The organism is Anabaena catenula FACHB-362, assembly GCF_014698735.1.
Classification (GTDB): Bacteria; Cyanobacteriota; Cyanobacteriia; order Cyanobacteriales; family Nostocaceae; genus Anabaena; species Anabaena variabilis_A.
Genome location: NZ_JACJTQ010000014.1, coordinates 1 through 16,135, shown reverse-complemented (window position 1 = coordinate 16,135; position 16,135 = coordinate 1). Strand labels below are relative to the sequence as shown.

At 37.2% G+C, this 16,135-nt stretch carries 13 protein-coding genes and 1 pseudogene; 8 read left to right on the top strand and 6 right to left on the bottom strand.

Going from position 1 to position 16,135, the window contains the following annotated elements:
* The first annotated feature begins 31 nt into the window (after positions 1–31).
* Both H6G68_RS11085 and H6G68_RS11080 read left to right on the top strand, forming a co-directional pair.
* The gene (locus H6G68_RS11085; RefSeq protein WP_190906710.1) at positions 32–292 is read left to right on the top strand and encodes a ribbon-helix-helix domain-containing protein; all 261 of its coding nucleotides are present in this window, start codon (positions 32–34) and stop codon (positions 290–292) included.
* A gap of 129 nt (positions 293–421) precedes the next feature.
* The gene (locus H6G68_RS11080; RefSeq protein ID WP_190906709.1) at positions 422–988 is read left to right on the top strand and encodes a Uma2 family endonuclease; all 567 of its coding nucleotides are present in this window, start codon (positions 422–424) and stop codon (positions 986–988) included.
* Between the two features lie 140 nt (positions 989–1,128).
* On the opposite strand, the gene H6G68_RS11075 is transcribed toward H6G68_RS11080, so the two are convergent.
* The 4 genes from H6G68_RS11075 to fdxB all read right to left on the bottom strand — a co-directional run bounded on the left by H6G68_RS11075 (position 1,129) and on the right by fdxB (position 5,218).
* The gene (locus tag H6G68_RS11075; protein WP_190906708.1) at positions 1,129–1,725 is read right to left on the bottom strand and encodes a cytochrome c oxidase subunit 3; all 597 of its coding nucleotides are present in this window, start codon (positions 1,723–1,725) and stop codon (positions 1,129–1,131) included.
* A gap of 184 nt (positions 1,726–1,909) precedes the next feature.
* On the bottom strand, positions 1,910–3,556 hold the full coding sequence (gene ctaD / locus H6G68_RS11070; RefSeq protein ID WP_190906707.1) for a cytochrome c oxidase subunit I: 1,647 nt from the start codon (positions 3,554–3,556) through the stop codon (positions 1,910–1,912).
* 41 nt (positions 3,557–3,597) lie between these two features.
* The gene (locus H6G68_RS11065) at positions 3,598–4,560 is read right to left on the bottom strand and encodes a cytochrome c oxidase subunit II (RefSeq protein WP_190906706.1); all 963 of its coding nucleotides are present in this window, start codon (positions 4,558–4,560) and stop codon (positions 3,598–3,600) included.
* Between the two features lie 364 nt (positions 4,561–4,924).
* The gene (gene fdxB, locus H6G68_RS11060) at positions 4,925–5,218 is read right to left on the bottom strand and encodes a ferredoxin III, nif-specific (protein ID WP_190716893.1); all 294 of its coding nucleotides are present in this window, start codon (positions 5,216–5,218) and stop codon (positions 4,925–4,927) included.
* 1,141 nt (positions 5,219–6,359) lie between these two features.
* Between fdxB and H6G68_RS11055 the strand changes: the two genes are divergently transcribed.
* Complete coding sequence (locus H6G68_RS11055) at positions 6,360–7,949, top strand: helix-turn-helix domain-containing protein (RefSeq protein ID WP_190906705.1); 1,590 nt, start codon at positions 6,360–6,362, stop codon at positions 7,947–7,949.
* Positions 7,950–8,070: 121 nt separating this feature from the next.
* Here the strand turns inward: H6G68_RS11055 and H6G68_RS11050 are convergent, their stop codons facing one another.
* On the bottom strand, positions 8,071–9,054 hold the full coding sequence (locus tag H6G68_RS11050; protein WP_190906704.1) for a sucrase ferredoxin: 984 nt from the start codon (positions 9,052–9,054) through the stop codon (positions 8,071–8,073).
* A 1,088-nt stretch (positions 9,055–10,142) separates the two neighbouring features.
* Between H6G68_RS11050 and H6G68_RS11045 the strand changes: the two genes are divergently transcribed.
* The 4 genes from H6G68_RS11045 to H6G68_RS11030 all read left to right on the top strand — a co-directional run bounded on the left by H6G68_RS11045 (position 10,143) and on the right by H6G68_RS11030 (position 13,354).
* Positions 10,143–11,111 carry an ROK family protein gene (locus H6G68_RS11045; protein ID WP_190906703.1) on the top strand — a complete coding sequence of 323 codons (969 nt, stop codon included), beginning with the start codon at positions 10,143–10,145 and terminating at the stop codon, positions 11,109–11,111.
* 162 nt (positions 11,112–11,273) lie between these two features.
* Positions 11,274–12,050: a TIGR04255 family protein gene (locus H6G68_RS11040; protein WP_190906702.1), complete on the top strand. Its 777-nt coding sequence runs from the start codon at positions 11,274–11,276 to the stop codon at positions 12,048–12,050.
* Positions 12,016–12,819 (top strand): hypothetical protein, encoded by an 804-nt coding sequence (locus tag H6G68_RS11035; protein ID WP_190906701.1) that lies wholly within the window; start codon positions 12,016–12,018, stop codon positions 12,817–12,819. The genes H6G68_RS11040 and H6G68_RS11035 overlap by 35 nt, the downstream gene beginning before the upstream one ends.
* 19 nt (positions 12,820–12,838) lie before the next feature.
* Positions 12,839–13,354: a hypothetical protein gene (locus H6G68_RS11030; protein ID WP_190906700.1), complete on the top strand. Its 516-nt coding sequence runs from the start codon at positions 12,839–12,841 to the stop codon at positions 13,352–13,354.
* Positions 13,355–13,402: 48 nt separating this feature from the next.
* On the opposite strand, the gene H6G68_RS11025 is transcribed toward H6G68_RS11030, so the two are convergent.
* Positions 13,403–15,091 carry a potassium channel family protein gene (locus H6G68_RS11025; RefSeq protein ID WP_190906699.1) on the bottom strand — a complete coding sequence of 563 codons (1,689 nt, stop codon included), beginning with the start codon at positions 15,089–15,091 and terminating at the stop codon, positions 13,403–13,405.
* A gap of 718 nt (positions 15,092–15,809) precedes the next feature.
* Between H6G68_RS11025 and H6G68_RS11020 the strand changes: the two are divergent.
* Positions 15,810–16,135 (top strand): annotated as a pseudogene (locus H6G68_RS11020) (serine/threonine protein kinase); the annotation flags it as partial.

Sequence of the window (16,135 nt, the reverse complement as noted above, 5' to 3'; positions counted from 1 at the left end):
TACAGTCTATTTAAAATACAGGAAATAGGCGATGAATATTACCTTAAAACCAGAACAAGAACAGTTTATTCAAAATCAGTTAGCTCAAGGCAGATTTCCTAATGCTGAAGCAGTGATTAATCAAGCTCTACAGCTTTTGCAGGAAAAACAGCGAGAATATGAAGAATGGGTAGAGGTTGTTAGAGTTAAAGTCAATGAAGCTGGTGAAGAATTAGAACGAGGAGAAGGAGTTCCTTTAGAAACGGTTGTTGAACAGATACAGGCAAAGTTTCGTCTTTTATCAAGTTATTGATAATAATGTTGAAATTCTTCGAGTTGTGAACGGTCGCCAAGATTTAGAAGCTTTATTTGGAGAGTAGGATAATAATCCTTCATCCACATCGTGTTAAAGTTAGATATAAGTAATCATGGAGTAAATGTCATGGTACAAACTAAACATAGATTTGCAAGTTTTGAAGAATATTTATCTTATGATGATGGCACAGATAACTTGTATGAATTGTTTAATGGTGAGTTGATTGAAATGCCACCAGAATCAGGTATTAATGTACAAATTGCTAATCGTCTTTTTCTCATTTTTGCATTGTTAATAGGCATTGATAGAGTGCGGGGACATGGTTTGGAATTGGAAGTAAGAGGAGAACCAAGAAACCGTTATCCTGACCTGACTATTATTCGAGAAGAACATATTCAACAATTAGTAAACCGTAACACGATTCGCCTCTCAATGTCACCACCTTTGTTAGTTGTTGAAGTTGTTAGCCCTGGGGAATTACAAAGAGATAGAGATTTTATCGCCAAGCGTCTACAGTATCAAGATTGTGGTATTCCTGAATATTGGATTATTGACCCCCAAACCAAAAGTATATTAGTTTTAGAATTAATTAATGAAATTTATCATGAAATTGGGATTTTTTCTGGTGATGAGTTAGTTATATCTCCACAATTTAATAGTCTCAATTTACAAGCATCTCAGATTTTTGATTAAGGTTAAAATAAACAAAATAGTCCTGTAAATCTTGATATAGCTTTCGCTATGCTATTAGAAATATACATTTTAGTTATAACAGGTAATAGGTAAAAGGATTGTAATTACCAATTACCCATTACCCATTACCCATTACCAATTTAAAATGCGTTAAGAATGTAAACCAAAGTGAAGAGAACAATCCAAATAATATCAACGAAGTGCCAGTAAATTTCTGCCATTTCAATGCCAGTGTGTTTAGTGGCAGAATAATGATCACGACGTAAAGAACGCCATAATACGCCCAAGATTAACAACAGTCCGATAAAGACGTGTAAACCGTGGAAACCAGTCATAAGATAAAAGCAATTGGCGAAAACATTGGTGGTCAGACCATAGCTCAAATTCATGTATTCATAAACCTGACCAGCCAAGAAAACTGCGCCCATAACGGCGGTAATAAAATACCAAAACCGCATCCAGCCAACACTATTTCTTTTAATTGCCATGTCACCAAAGTGAATGACAAAACTACTAGAAACCAGAATGATAGTGTTAATTGTAGGGATAAATAATTCTACATCAGTGCCTTCTGGTGGCCAAACTGCGGTAGTACCTCGAAAAAACAAATAAGTGGCAAAAAATCCACCAAACATCAAAGATTCAGAAACCAGAAAAGTCAACAGTCCCCAAACTCGCAAATCTTGATGTTCTTCGTGTCCAGCTTCGTGATGTTCACTGGTTGTAATTGCAGTCATTTCATTTACCTACTATTCATTTCTCGATTAGCTGTCTCACCTGCCTGGGAATAAATTCCCAGTCTAATAGCCCAAGTCCGTTAAAACGGACTGAAAACCGGATTTGTTAGTCGGTTTTAACCGACTTTTGCTATTAGCCTTGAACTTGAGTACAAGGTGAGTAAACTATGTCAATGTCTGCGTTTTAACTGACAGCCTCAGTCACCGATGAAGATTCATCATGAATATGACCGTAATCATAAGGGCCATGAGTAACAACAGGTAAAACTTCCCAGTTTTCAATAATTGGTGGAGAACTGGTTGTCCATTCCAAAGTCAAACTTTCCCAGGGATTATCACCTGCGAGTTCACCTTTTTTCCAACTGATAATGGCGTTGTAAGCGAAGGGAATCACAGAAATACCCAAAATGAATGCGCCAATGGTGCAAAGCTGGTTTAAGCTCACAAATTGGGGATCATACATAGCAACTCGGCGGGGCATTCCTTGTAAACCCAATTTGTGCATGGGTAGGAATGTCAAGTTAGTACCAATTAAAGTCAGAACAAAATGAACTCTTCCCCAGGTTTCATTCATCATTCTGCCGGTCATTTTGGGGAACCAGTGATATATACCTGCGTAAATACCAAAGACGGAACCACCAAAGAGAACGTAGTGGAAATGTGCGACTACATAATAGGTGTCGTGGACGTGAACATCAAAGGGTGCTGTTCCCATTGTTACGCCGCTTAATCCACCCATGACGAACATGGAAAGTAAGCCAATAGCGAATAACATGGCGCTGGTGAAGCGGATTTTTCCACCCCACAGAGTAGCAACCCAACCGAAGATTTTGACACCAGTGGGAACTGCAACTATGAGGGTGGAAATGGTGAAGAACATCCGCATCCATCCAGGTGTGCCACTGGTGAACATATGGTGTACCCAGACGAATAAACCGACGACGCAAATAGCAACTGTGGAAAATGCGATCGCTTTATAACCAAATATCGGTTTCCGCGCATGGGTGGGAATTACTTCGGACATAATCCCAAAAATCGGCAGAATCATTAAATAAACCGCCGGGTGGGAATAAAACCAGAACAAATGCTGATAAATAACGATGTTACCACCAGCATCTGGTTTGAAGAAGGAAGTACCAAAGTTGATATCAAACAACAACAGAATTAAACCTGCTGCTAATACTGGTGTAGATACAAGTGCGAGGACGGAAGTTGCTAAAATTGCCCAGCAAAATAGGGGAACTTGATCCCATTTCATGCTGGGGACTTTCATGAACAAGATGGTGATGACAAAGTTGAGTGAACCCAAAATTGAGGAAGTTCCCACTAACACAATCGCTAAAATCCACATGGTTTGCGCGATTGGTGCGGTAACTAAGCTTAATGGTGGGTAAGCTGTCCAACCTGATTGAGAACCGCCAAAAATGAAACTTAGTAATAACAGTAAACCGGCTGGTGGGTTTAACCAAAATGCGATCGCATTTAATTTGGGAAACGCCATATCTCTAGCACCCACCATCAACGGGACTAGATAGTTACCAAATCCCCCAATTGCACTGGGGACAATCCATAGGAAGATCATGATTGTCCCATGATTGGTCATGAAGGCGTTGTACAGATTAGGATCAAGAAAATCGGAATCTGCGGTGGCTAACTCGGTGCGAAGTGCGATCGCCATCAACCCACCGATGAGATAAAATCCAAACGCTGTCACTAAATATTGAATCCCAATTACCTTGTGATCAATATTAAAAGTGAAATAATCTCGCCATTTCCACGCTGTAGGGTGTGAGGTGTGTGGCGTATTTTGTGGAACTTCTAACTGTGTCATAAGCTATTTTGGGAATTTGTTCAGTAGTCAACTGAACGCTGCTATTTTGCAATTTGGGACAGAGTATCTGTACTCACTCCCATATCATTGATGTAGGTCGCCAGAAATTCAGGTGTAGATAAATTAGCTGGATTTACAGCCACAACTTGGGGTTGTCCTTGCTGTTGAGCAATCTGGTTTTCTGTCAACCAGCTATCAAAATCTTCTTGGGTGTGGACAATAACTTGCGATCGCATGGAACCGTGATAACCACCACACAATTCCGCACAAACTATCGGATATGTACCTGGTTTTGTAGCGACAAAACGTAATTCTGTAGGGATACCAGGAAGTGCATCTTGTTTGAGACGAAATTGGGGAACCCAGAACGAATGAATTACATCATCTGCTGATAGATTCAACTGCACATCAGCACCAACAGGAACGTGTAATTCACCCGCAGCAATACCAGTTTGAGGATAGTTAAATAACCAAGCAAACTGAATCCCTTTGACATCAACTACCAAATCCGCTGGTTTACCTTGAGTTTGTGGACTTGCACCAATACCAATCCCAGCAGTTACAGGTTCAGAACCATCATTCATAGTAGCAGCCATTGCACTACCGGAAACATGAGCCATCTGTCCATGAGGATGACTTCCTGGTTCTAAACCTCCCATTTTGTTATAAATATCCACACTGTAGATACCTAAAACAATCACAATTACTGTGGGGACTGCTGTCCAAAAAATTTCTAAGGCTAAGTTACCTTCTACAGATGTACCATCACCATTGTCTCCTGGACGGCGACGATACATAAACAAGAAAATTAGAATCGTTCCTTCTACTACTAAAAATAAAGCAACAGCAATGGTAAACATGATATTGAAAAATCCGTCTACCAAAGGCGCTTGTTGCGATGCTTGTACCGGTAGTAGATGATGATTTTGACCAATCCAGATGCTGATAGGGGAAATTATCATCCCAGCTAACAGCGTCCATAACGATACAGGAACTTTTTGCATACTAGCTGATCTCTATCCATTATCAGTTATCAATCTGTTCACTGATTTAAGCCAGTGTTTTTGATTTTCACTTACTAACGTTCTAACTTACACCTAATCAGAAAGGGGATAAACTTCCATATTTTTTCATATCTTACCTTCTGAAAATGCTCAGATTCCCGACATCTTATGGAAACCGGGAATCTAGTTTTTAAATTCTGTTAATTAATAACAATTTGTAATTTATATTTTTGTTTATTGTGAACTTTTTAACTACTTCAGATAAGGATTGAGTATTCCCCTCTAATTACCTTGTTTGACTGATGTACGGAATTAAATCATCTCTCCTGGAAAGAATGATAACTTGAGCTAATTCCTAAAAGTCTTAGTTGTCTACTGTTGTATGAGAATAACAGTTCTTGGGACAAATCCGAGAACAAGCTTCACAACCAATACAGTTTTCTGGAGAAGTAACTGACATTACTTTCCGTTCGATTTCTTCATCATCTTCATCTTCCACAAATTCGCCTTCTTCATTTAGCGCCTTCAACCCTAAAACATTGTGACCACACACTTTAATACATCTGCCACAACCGATACATTTATCTTTGTCAATTTCTTGAGCAAATTTAGGTGTCCAAGCCTTACCGCCAAAAGTCACTCCTGTTAATGTTGCCATGAATTTATCCTCAGCAATTCTGCTTACAAATTAGTTGGTGATTTAATCTTCATACTAGCCTAATATTTTTTAAATTTGCTAATAAAAATTAATTTTTTTATCATGTTTTGCTGACTTGCCAAATAATCTCAATTCACTTGAGATAATTAAGTATCTTAGCTGCAACTCATTATTAATAAATTACCTAAAAGCCAAACTCACTAAATGCTTATTTAGAGCAACTTTTATTTGATAAAATACAGGCTTAAATCTATCTTTTTAATCTAGACACCTTACAGGCAAAGTCTCTATATCTCAATAAAATAAGCCATCTAGGAATCATAAATAATATCTGAAAATTTTAACTCTCGTAGGGTGGGCATTGCCCACCAAACTTATATTTCAAAAGTCAAATATTATTACTATATCAATACATTCAATATTGATATTTTTTAGCAAATAGAATATGAAAACTCTAGATAAACAATGCACTTTAACAGTATTAGTAGATACTAAATAATACCAATTTTTTTAATTTTTTTAAAATTATGTTGACAGATGTAAAACCGTAAAGCTTATGCAGTCAGTCTTTTACAACCCCAAAGCTAAAATTTTCAATCCAACATGATAAAAATATTAGTTATCTATTATGCAAACATCTATACAAATACAATTAGAAGAAAAGTTATATTTTTGTCTTAACTCAATTTATGCCCAAGAATGAATTTATGAAAAAAGCTGTAACTTCTATAGCAATATCTGAATTTATATTAATTGCAAATAAAAACAATTCAGCATCACTTTGATGTTCTCCAAAAACACTTTGAGTAAGGATTTGTGGTCAAACAACAACACAAATATTAAGAAATATTCCTAAGCTCATTGTGAACAAACTTAGCAAAATCTTTATGAAATGTATAGTTAATGAAGAAGTAATGAAGCCTTAGTTTCAATATCTTAAATCAGTGAATAGTCAACAGTGAACAGTTATTAAGGATATGCTGTGATGTTTCACTAAACTATACAACTGATAACTGATAAGTGAGGCGAGAAAAACATTTCTTGTCATGGAGATACTTTGGTAGCAAGTTATGAATCAAGAGGAGACATCGAGGGGAGACTTGAGCCAGACATCTCAGCAATTAAAGTAGGAAGAAGTCTAATGCCTTATACAATTCCTAACAAAAATTGCGTTGGATGTGACAACTGCCGCCCCCAATGTCCTACGGGTGCAATCAAAATCGAAAATAATGAATATTGGATTGATCCTTGTCTTTGCAACAATTGTGAGGGTTATTATCCCGAACCACAATGTGTAATTGCTTGCCCAACAAACGCTCCTATACCTTGGCAAGCAAAAAAAGGCAGATGCAAAGTTGACGCGCGAGAACCTACCAGTCCTGATTTGTTTTCCAATGGCAAGAATCACCCTTTTGCTTCGGCAATAGTTATCTGGGAAGCTTGCAATTTACTAGCACAACGCAAATCATTAAATTGGGAAACAGATTCAGAAGGTAATTTACATTATAGCCGACAAGTTAATCAAGGTCGGGGTGCAATTTCTTTTCACATCCAAGACCCATTTCAAGTTAGCAACCTAGCTCAAAATTTACAAGCAATCGAAAATATAGATATTCGAGCAGCTTGTATTCATCTAATTTTTGCTGCCCATGCTACAGCCTTAGATCAATCGTGGGAACAGGAATTTACCATTGATGAACGACAAATTGAAAACTACTTGGGGTTAGAGAAACGCAAAGACCTGAATAAAATAGCCAAGCTATGTTTAATCAAGAACATAATCCAACAAGCTTGCTCACTTATTGTTTCCATTGACTGGCCTGAACGGGGTAGAGTTCCCGGATTTTCCATCACAAATAGTCGCTTATGGCATTTAACAAATATTCAGCACCATTTTCAAGAAGATGCTCAGGGGTCTAAATATTTGATTGGACTGACATTTACAGTCAAAGCCGGCATTTGGGCGCAGCATTTCTTAAATAAACAAGCCTGTAAGGAGCGAAGTGGATTCTATCAATATGGTAGTCTCCCCAAAACCGTATTAACTACAGTTATGAGTCTTTGGCAACAGCATGAAGGCGCAGTTAGACTTATGTTATGGTTACTATTTAAAACCAAAATGGGTAGAGAACAACGCATCACCATTCCTACCTTGCTGCGCGTTGCCTATGGTGAAGAAAAAGTCAACCTAGCTTCTAGATTACGAGATGAACGTAAACGCTTATTGCGAACATTTGAAAATGATTTGGAAGTTCTCAATCATTATGGAGTCAAAGCATTATTTGACCCAATTACCTACCCGCCCGAAATTCAACCTTTGTGGGCGAAATTAGTTGATATTCCCGAAGATCCAGATGAGGCTTTGGAATTTTGGATTAATGACGGTGGTGGTGATAATCGTCTCACAGATAGTGGACCTCGTGGGAAGTGGAATTTGTTGATGAATGCACGAATTTTATCTTTTGAACTTCCCCCAGAATGGGAACAGCACAGTTCAGAAGCAGATAAAAAAAAGCAGCGTCATGTTAGGAGTAAAAAAACTCTTAAAAGTACAGATGATTTATTAGGTGAACAGATTTTGCAAGCTCGAAAGAATATCAATATTTCCCAAAGAGAATTAGCAAAGCTTACGGGTAAAAGCCAAAGCTGGATTCGTGATGTGGAAAATGGTCGTCTTAAACCTAAGTTAGAAGATCAAGCGCTTTTAAGAAAGGTGCTGAATATACTTTAACTTCATTTTGAGTGCGCTCCTGTTCAAAATTCTGAATCGTTTGATTCCCTAAGTTGGGGTAAAGCGTAATGCTAAACCCCTACCACACACTTTTTTTCTTCTTTCCTGCTGATTGATTGCACTAATAATTATTTGCATAAGTAGCAACTTTTCTATCAGCAAGCCAAAGATTAGCTACAGCATATTTAACAACCACTGATTCTTGTGTAGCATGACAAGAACTTTTTAATGCTTGTGTTTTAACTGGATCTTTCACAAGTTTAGCCTGGTATGTGTAGAGAGAACCAGCGGGGTTTTCAAAAGTTAGCTCTGCTAAAATTGTATTATTATCTAAACTTTGCTCTAAAACTTTACCGGCTACTTTGTGGTTGAACCAATCCCAACCTTGTTGGAGAATTATTTCTCTTTCTAAAATCTGTAATGCAGATGGCAAAATTCCCCAACCACGATATACTTTATTCAAAAATTGAATATCACCAGTCCGAGTTAAAATTGCTCTGAAGGAATCTTGATCTAGTACACCATAATATCTGGCTTCTGGAAAATCTATCGCTGTGGGAGCAAAACGATGTCCACCAAAGTGAGTCGATTTCCACATCCTGACATGATCTAAATTTAAATCAGCAATAGTATTTTTGGCATAAAAGTAAAAAGGATTGCCATATCTCGCGCAACACTGATCATGGCTACCGTGACTACATACTAAAATATCTCTAGTTATACTGGTTTCTAGTTGATAATCAGGACTGTCACCCGATAACCATTTCCGCACAACTCCTGCAACTTGCTCAATATTCGGCAACTTAAACTCTTGCTTGCTGTAGCCATTACTTAAACCTTGGTGTTTTTGATAAATCAGCAAAGTTGTTGTTTCTATTTTATGCGATTCATCATTAGCAATTAACAGAAACCGAATCGGTAATTTACTGCGCTGTACTTCTTCAACTAAAACACGTAAATTATCTGGAACCCATTTGGATTTAAATGCTTCTGAAATCCAAGGTTGAGGGCATTCAACCAAAATATAAGTTTGATAATTGCTGGCGCTACCAATAATTTCTTCTCCTATTTGTCGAGAATAATCAGAGCAAAAAAAAGTATCCATATAGGTTTACTCAAGAATCAATTTTATAGACAAAGGTAATGAAAAAATAAAATTGTGTTTCTAGCTACCAGTTCTGAGGCTAATAGGTTTACCAGCTAAAAACAGGTGGCCACTTTATAAGTTTCTGGTTTTTTAAAGTCTTTCCGGTTAATAAATCCTCCATTCCCCAAACTTAGCCTCTATAAAGACAGCATTTACGTAGTAAATAATTAATTTAGTATCTAATTATTGGAAAGCTATGTAAAATTCCGTAATTAAAGATACAGCATATTTCAGGTTGCAGGAGGTACAAAATTTAAGACTCAAGCCTTATGCTAAAAGACTTTCAACCCTATTCCCTATTCCCTATTCCCTATTCCCTTTCCTAGTAGGGAAGAGAAGATTAAAAACCTCCCTTCTTGTAGGGGAGAAGTTTGGAAACAAATCTTATCTTTAATTAAGACTCTCTTACCAATGGCTTTTATCTGTATACCTAACGGCATATTTTCACAAGGTTGAAGTTGATCAATTTTTAGTTTCATGTTGCTAATAATTCTCAATTAACTCCGAAAAAAATATAAGCAATCAAACTATGGGCGGGAAGAACAATCAGACAATTGAACTTACCAACTAAATATTAAATCATTTAACTTACTTTAGCCTCAACCTATCTAGGTTATTGTCAAAATCTGCCGGAAGACAGAGAGGAGGAGAGATAAGAATTTTGATCTCTGGTGCTGTACTCAAAGTGCATCAACCATGAAGATACTGAAAATCCTATTTGGCAAGTTTTTTGAGTATCTGTATCAAGGGTAACAGAATTTAATCATAAAAGCAAGTAATTGATAATTTTTCTCATTTTTGCAAATATTTCTCATCTTGTTTGGCTTTAACCAAGTTTAATCCGCATTTCATAAAATAATCATTAGAGTTTTCAATGTAATAAATAGATATGCTGTCACGAATGCACCCAAATTTATGGGAAAGGGTCACATTATGCACGACGGCAACAGTCTATTGGCGTGATAATTGAGTAATTGGTAATGGGGAAAAAGGTAATGAGTCAGACTAGTTTCCTATCACCAATAAGCAATAACCAATAACCGATTATGACATTAATATTAGCTCTTGATTTTGGCGGAACTAAACTAGCAGCAGCGACAGTGAAAGCTGGTTCTAGAGAGTGGTTGCGTTATGAAAATCGCCTCTCACCAGCAAATGCGGATGCGTTGAGTGATATAGAAATTATGCGATCGCTCATTGATTCCGTGCTAGATAAAAATAAACCCGATGCTATCGGTGTCAGCTTTGGTGGCCCAGTAGACGCAGCCACAGGAATGGTAAGACTTTCTCATCATGTCCCAGGCTGGGAAAATATTCCCCTCAAAGACTTACTAGAAGAAGACTACAATGCTCCTGCCAGTGTAGACAACGATGCTAACGTAGCTGCTATTGGCGAACATCGGTTTGGTGCTGGTCGAGGATATGATAGCTTGTTTTATATCACCATCAGTACAGGAGTGGGTGGCGGTTGGATACTCAACGGTAAACCTTGGCAGGGTGCTGGTGGTATGGCTGGGGAAATTGGACACATGGTTGTAGATCCCACAGGGCCAGTCTGTTTATGCGGAAAACGGGGATGTGTAGAACGTTTAGCATCCGGTCCTTACATGGTACAAAATGCGCGGGAACTTTTGGACAAAGAAGCCCAGGATTCCTCAGCCAGCACAAGAGGAGAAATACTTAAATACTTAGTAGGCAATGATTTAAACTTACTCACCGGGCAAGTCATCAGTACAGCTGCTGCTAATGGGGACGAATTGGCTCAGGAAGTTTTGTACAAAGCGGCTTGGGCTTTAGGTGTAGGTATTGGTAATGTAGCCAACTTGATGAATCCTCAACGCTTTGTTTTAGGCGGTGGTGTCACCAAAGCCGGGGACAGTTTTTGGGCAACAGTACGCAAGGTAGCACAGGAAACCGCATTGCCAGAAGTTAATTTTGAAGTTGTGCGGGCGTTGTTGGGGGATGATGCACCGTTGTGGGGGGCTGTGGCTTTGGGTTTGGATGTTGCGCGGTGAATTGAAAGCCAAAGGATAATGGACAAATATCCAGATTCATATCTGTACAACCAATTATCCTTAGCCCATCCAATCCCTCTATTTGGTATGACTTTGCTATCTATATGAATGCTAATATTATTGTATATTGTCTCATGATTAATATAATCATCACAAAGACTAATGGCTTCAGTAAGATTTACACAGCCCCCTCTAGATGAAATTGTTTTTTCTGTAGAATTTGTTGCTCCTGGTTTTTCGTCTGTTCATTTAGGACTTTATTGGGAGTCAATTCGGGCAGAGTTTCCATTGCAACAAGATAACATACCCATTGAATTAGAAGATTATGAAAATAATACACCTCCTCTACGCAGAGTATGGTTCATATCAAATGATAGAAAAAAAATAATTCAACTTCAAGATAATCTATTTATATTCAATTGGAGGTATGATCAACAAGATGAAAATCCTCATTTTGAGGAGATATTTCAAAATTTTATTATCCAATGGAATCATTTAGAAGAATGGTGGTTAAATATTGCAGAAGAGTCTATAGAAATTCAAAAATATGAATTGGCTTATGTAAATGGAATTGACAACAATTGGGGATGGAAAAATGCTAAAGATTATGCCAAAATATTTAATTTTATAACAACAGAATGGAATGGTTTTATAAAAATTCCAGATTCATTCGATTTCCAGATTAGTTTCTCATTGCCTAATCAAATTGGAGCATTATCTGTTAAAGTGGAGCAATTATCTAAAATTTCAAGCGATGTTGATAATGAGGAAGAAGTAACTTCAGAAGATTTTGTAGGTTTTCAACTAATTGCGGCAATTGATAATGCTAATATTCCAATAACAAACTGGTTCACATCTGCCCATGATTACATAGTAAAAGCTTTTTTGGAACTAACACAAGAAGATGCTCAAAAATTATGGGGGCGTTATGACTACTAAGTGTACTAGTTTTTCTGAACTTGAAAATTTACAATCTTTTAAGAAAAGTAAAGGTCAAGATAATATTGACGAATTGCGATTTTCCAAATTTTCTGAAATCAGAATCAAAAAATGCAATCTAGTTAAGTTCCAGTCTAGTAAAAAAGCAATTAATTTAGTTACCGCGAGGCTTGTATTTTCTACAGGAAGTTACAATATTTCAAGTCAAAATAATTATGATAATAGAACCATAATTACTTCTTCTGGTGGTGAATTAATTGGTTCAATCCTAATCAAAGATTATTTCCAAGAGCATCCAACTAAAAGAAAAGCACTTGCTAAAAACGTTGCCAAATACATCACCTCTACTGATACAGTATTGGAAGTATTAGATTTGGGTACTTCCAGAAAAATTCGTGAAGGTTTTGATGCTACAGTTATGCTGTTAGCAGAATGTGGAAATGTAATTCTTTCTACTCTTAATCATCTATCAAAACCCAGCCCAGATAATAAGGATTTATTAGTTTTAGAAGAAAAGTGGGAAATTCTTATTACGAGCATGGCTTGTAGCTCGAATATTCCTGCTCAAAAAAGATTTGATGCAATCGTTAAATTGATTCCAGATAGCAAAAGACGCTCAGTAAAAACTGCTATTATAGATGCTTTGCTCATCATGGAAGATGAGATAGATATTGAATCTATCAAAGGTCAATTAGAATATTTTTTGTCAGATTCTGAACATGATGAATATGTAAAGGAATATGCCAAAGAAGCGATGGAAGATATGTAGGAGTTGAGAACTTTAAAAAATGCTTCCAACTCTTGAAGATTTTGGTGTACAAACTCCTGCATACATCAGAAAAATAAATAAGCTCACACATTGGCATCCAGAAAATTGTAATAGTCAACAGGAACGCGCTCAAAAAGCTGCTATAGATATATTTGACGATGGTATTAATAGTCTTTACCTAGTTAAGTCAGATCAAGATTTTTATGCCACCATAGTTGCTATAAGCGCTAATAGAACTCCAAAAGATCAGAATTTTGATTTTATCTGGATAACCCAAGAAGAATTACAAGAAGTTGGAATCAAGTTTGAATTAGTAATAGAAGGAGCTTGTTTACATTCCCAAAAACTACATTTTAATGCTTCTCTCGACACAAACACTGGTTGCAAATTATGTGAAAATATCATGTCAAAAAATAGAGAAGCAAAGCGTTGTAAAAAGAAAAATACAATGGAAATTTTAAATCATTTAAAAACTTTAGGATGTAAAGCTCTAGTGACTAACAGCCCAAACTGCAAGTGTGAAAACCAAAACTAAGCAATTTTAAAACTCTTGTAGGGTAGGCCAGACAGCCAACCCTGATCATCAACCTATAATCGGCTGCTGTTCCTCGCGCCATAATTGATATAACCGATTTGCAGGAATGGTCATATACAAAATATCTCCAGCACTGAGGTTAGTTTCTAATAAATCCCAGCCATTTAAAGTTTGATGATTTGTCTCTAAATACAAAGGGACAAAATCAGCAGATCTGGCTACATCTTTCACCCATTGACCACAAAAAGGGTGTAAAGGTGTAATTAAAGTGGCAAAAGCTACCCACAAACTATCGGCAATAATCCCATTCCCAATAATCCTACCCCCAAGGGCAGCAGCAGCAAAAGCAGGGGCGGCTAATTCTGCCGGACTCAATACAGCTTCAAAATCAAATACCTGTTGTGCCATTCCTGCAAAATCAGGATCAGCGTAATTAACAATTACAGGAATTTTGGGTTTTAAACACTTAGCTTTGAGCGCAATTTCTAAATTAGTTGCATCGTTATTAGTAACAGCCAAAACGGCGGCAGCAGTATCTATATTACTGATTTGTAACGTTGTCAGAAAACTGGCATCAGCAAGAATTACGGGAATACTCATTCCCCTAGCAGTGTTAACATATCTATTATTAGGATCTGTTTCAATTACCACTACTTCGTGTCCACTGGCGTGAAGTTGCTGGATAATTCTAATACCAATCCCACTCAAACCACAAACAATATAATGACTACGTTGGGGAATTCTGGCAGCATCCCAAAATTGTTTGAGGCGAGTACCTAAAACAAAATCGGTGAGCATAGCATACCAAATACCAAAAACTGCTGCCCCTGCCAGCATCATAAAAACTGTAAATAATTTAATGCTGTTGGGTGCTTGTTCTACTACCTTATCATTACCACCTGCACCTGTAATCATGCCCACAGCAAAATATAAAGCATCAACAAATGAGATATTTAATTTAGTAGAAACATATGTGAATGTAGCCAGTAAAATAATTACTACTAGCACCATTGCCATGACTATTACAGATTGGGCGTGTTTCTGAAACTGCCGGATACTTGTAAATATTTTTAGCAGTTTTCTTGCTAATGATTTCCGCGATTGATTGACGCGAGGTTGAATGCCAATAATTAAGCGGTCGCCTACTTTCAATCTTTGTTCAGACAATACCGCCGATACTAAATTCATCTTCCCAACTACAGGTAGATAATAAATCAGCATCCGCGTCTTATCTTCCCATAAATCACTTATTTTCTGACCTATCCAAACATGATCCTCATCAATATATTCTTCCTGAATTGGCCAAGTTTGATCAAATAGCTTTATTTGTCCTATTGCTTGATTTCCCAAAGCAGCAAAAGTAAATACTGGTGCTGCCAACCCGACAACACTCATACTTAAATGGTCTACTATAGTTTGATCTAGACGTTCACCTAAATTTGTATTATAAAAGCGGTTAATAATCCGAATATGGGAATTCAATACCCGCGCTTGCATCATGATTGACAAATTTAGCGCATCATCAGAACCAGCAATTACTAAAGTATGTGCTTGCTCAATTCCTGCTGCTTTCAGGGTAGAAGCTGCGTATAAATCGCCAACAATTACATCTCCCGAAGCTTCGCCAGGTATGGGTTTGCGATGAATACCAACGACTAAAGCACCCTGTTGTCTCAGCAAACGAAAGATTTTATATCCAGTACGTCCTAAGCCACAAACAATTATTCGAGGTTTCATGAAACAGCCGCATTATTTACAGGAAAGGCTGCATATCAGTTCTTCATTTCCATTGTTGCTCACTTTCTATTGTGATAACTGTAGCTGAAAATACGATAAGTTCAAATAGCATGGCACTTTCACAAGTTTTTTAAGTCAAGTTGATTTAAATACCTGGAATGTGAACCATGAAGAATTTATTACAACTAATACCATTTCTTTATGAGGCTGCGCCGAATTTCCTAACCTTGTCTTTTCTTTCTCTGTGTCGCGCCAGTTGCTACAACGGGGGAAACCTCCGCAACGCACTGGCTTCTCTGGGTCCTCTGTGGTATGCCTTCGGCTCCCGTAAAGGATACGTCTATCTTTAAATTAAGCGCATCTTTATACAGAGTTGGTATAACCAAACTAAGTAGTATTTTGGCTCCGTTTAAAAAGTATAATAAGTAACATTTTATATAAAAGTCACTGAGGTAGACGAGTTTACTGACATAAAGCAAGTGGTGATAAATAACCCGAATAGTGACAGATGACAGAGTTAAATTTATATCTAACAATTTCTCAATAAGAGTAGGCTTGGTATTCCATATCTACAGAATTACAAGAATTATAAGCTTTTATGTTCGCAATAAGATAATAATACAAGATTTCAGTCAAAGCTTTTGTTGCCTGAGATTTCTCATATATGCTATGCTTGGAAGATGATAAAAAAGTCACACTTGTAACTTATTGTCTAAATATGAGCATCTATCCAGATTTTCAAGAACAAGGCTATCAAGTTATTAGAGAACTAGGACGTAACCGAGAAGGTGGTAGGATTACCTGGTTAGCTACAAATATTAACACAGGGCAAGAAGAGGTAATTAAGCAGTTTTGTTTTGCTCAAGTGGGTTCGAGTTGGTCCGGTTCAGAAGCACACGAACGAGAAATACAGGTACTCAAAGGATTAGAACATCCTGGTATTCCCAGTTATTTGAATTCTTTTGCTACATCTGATGGTTTTTGTTTGGTTCAAGAATATATTGATGCTGCCACTTTAGCAGAACCTCGCAGTTTTTCACCAGA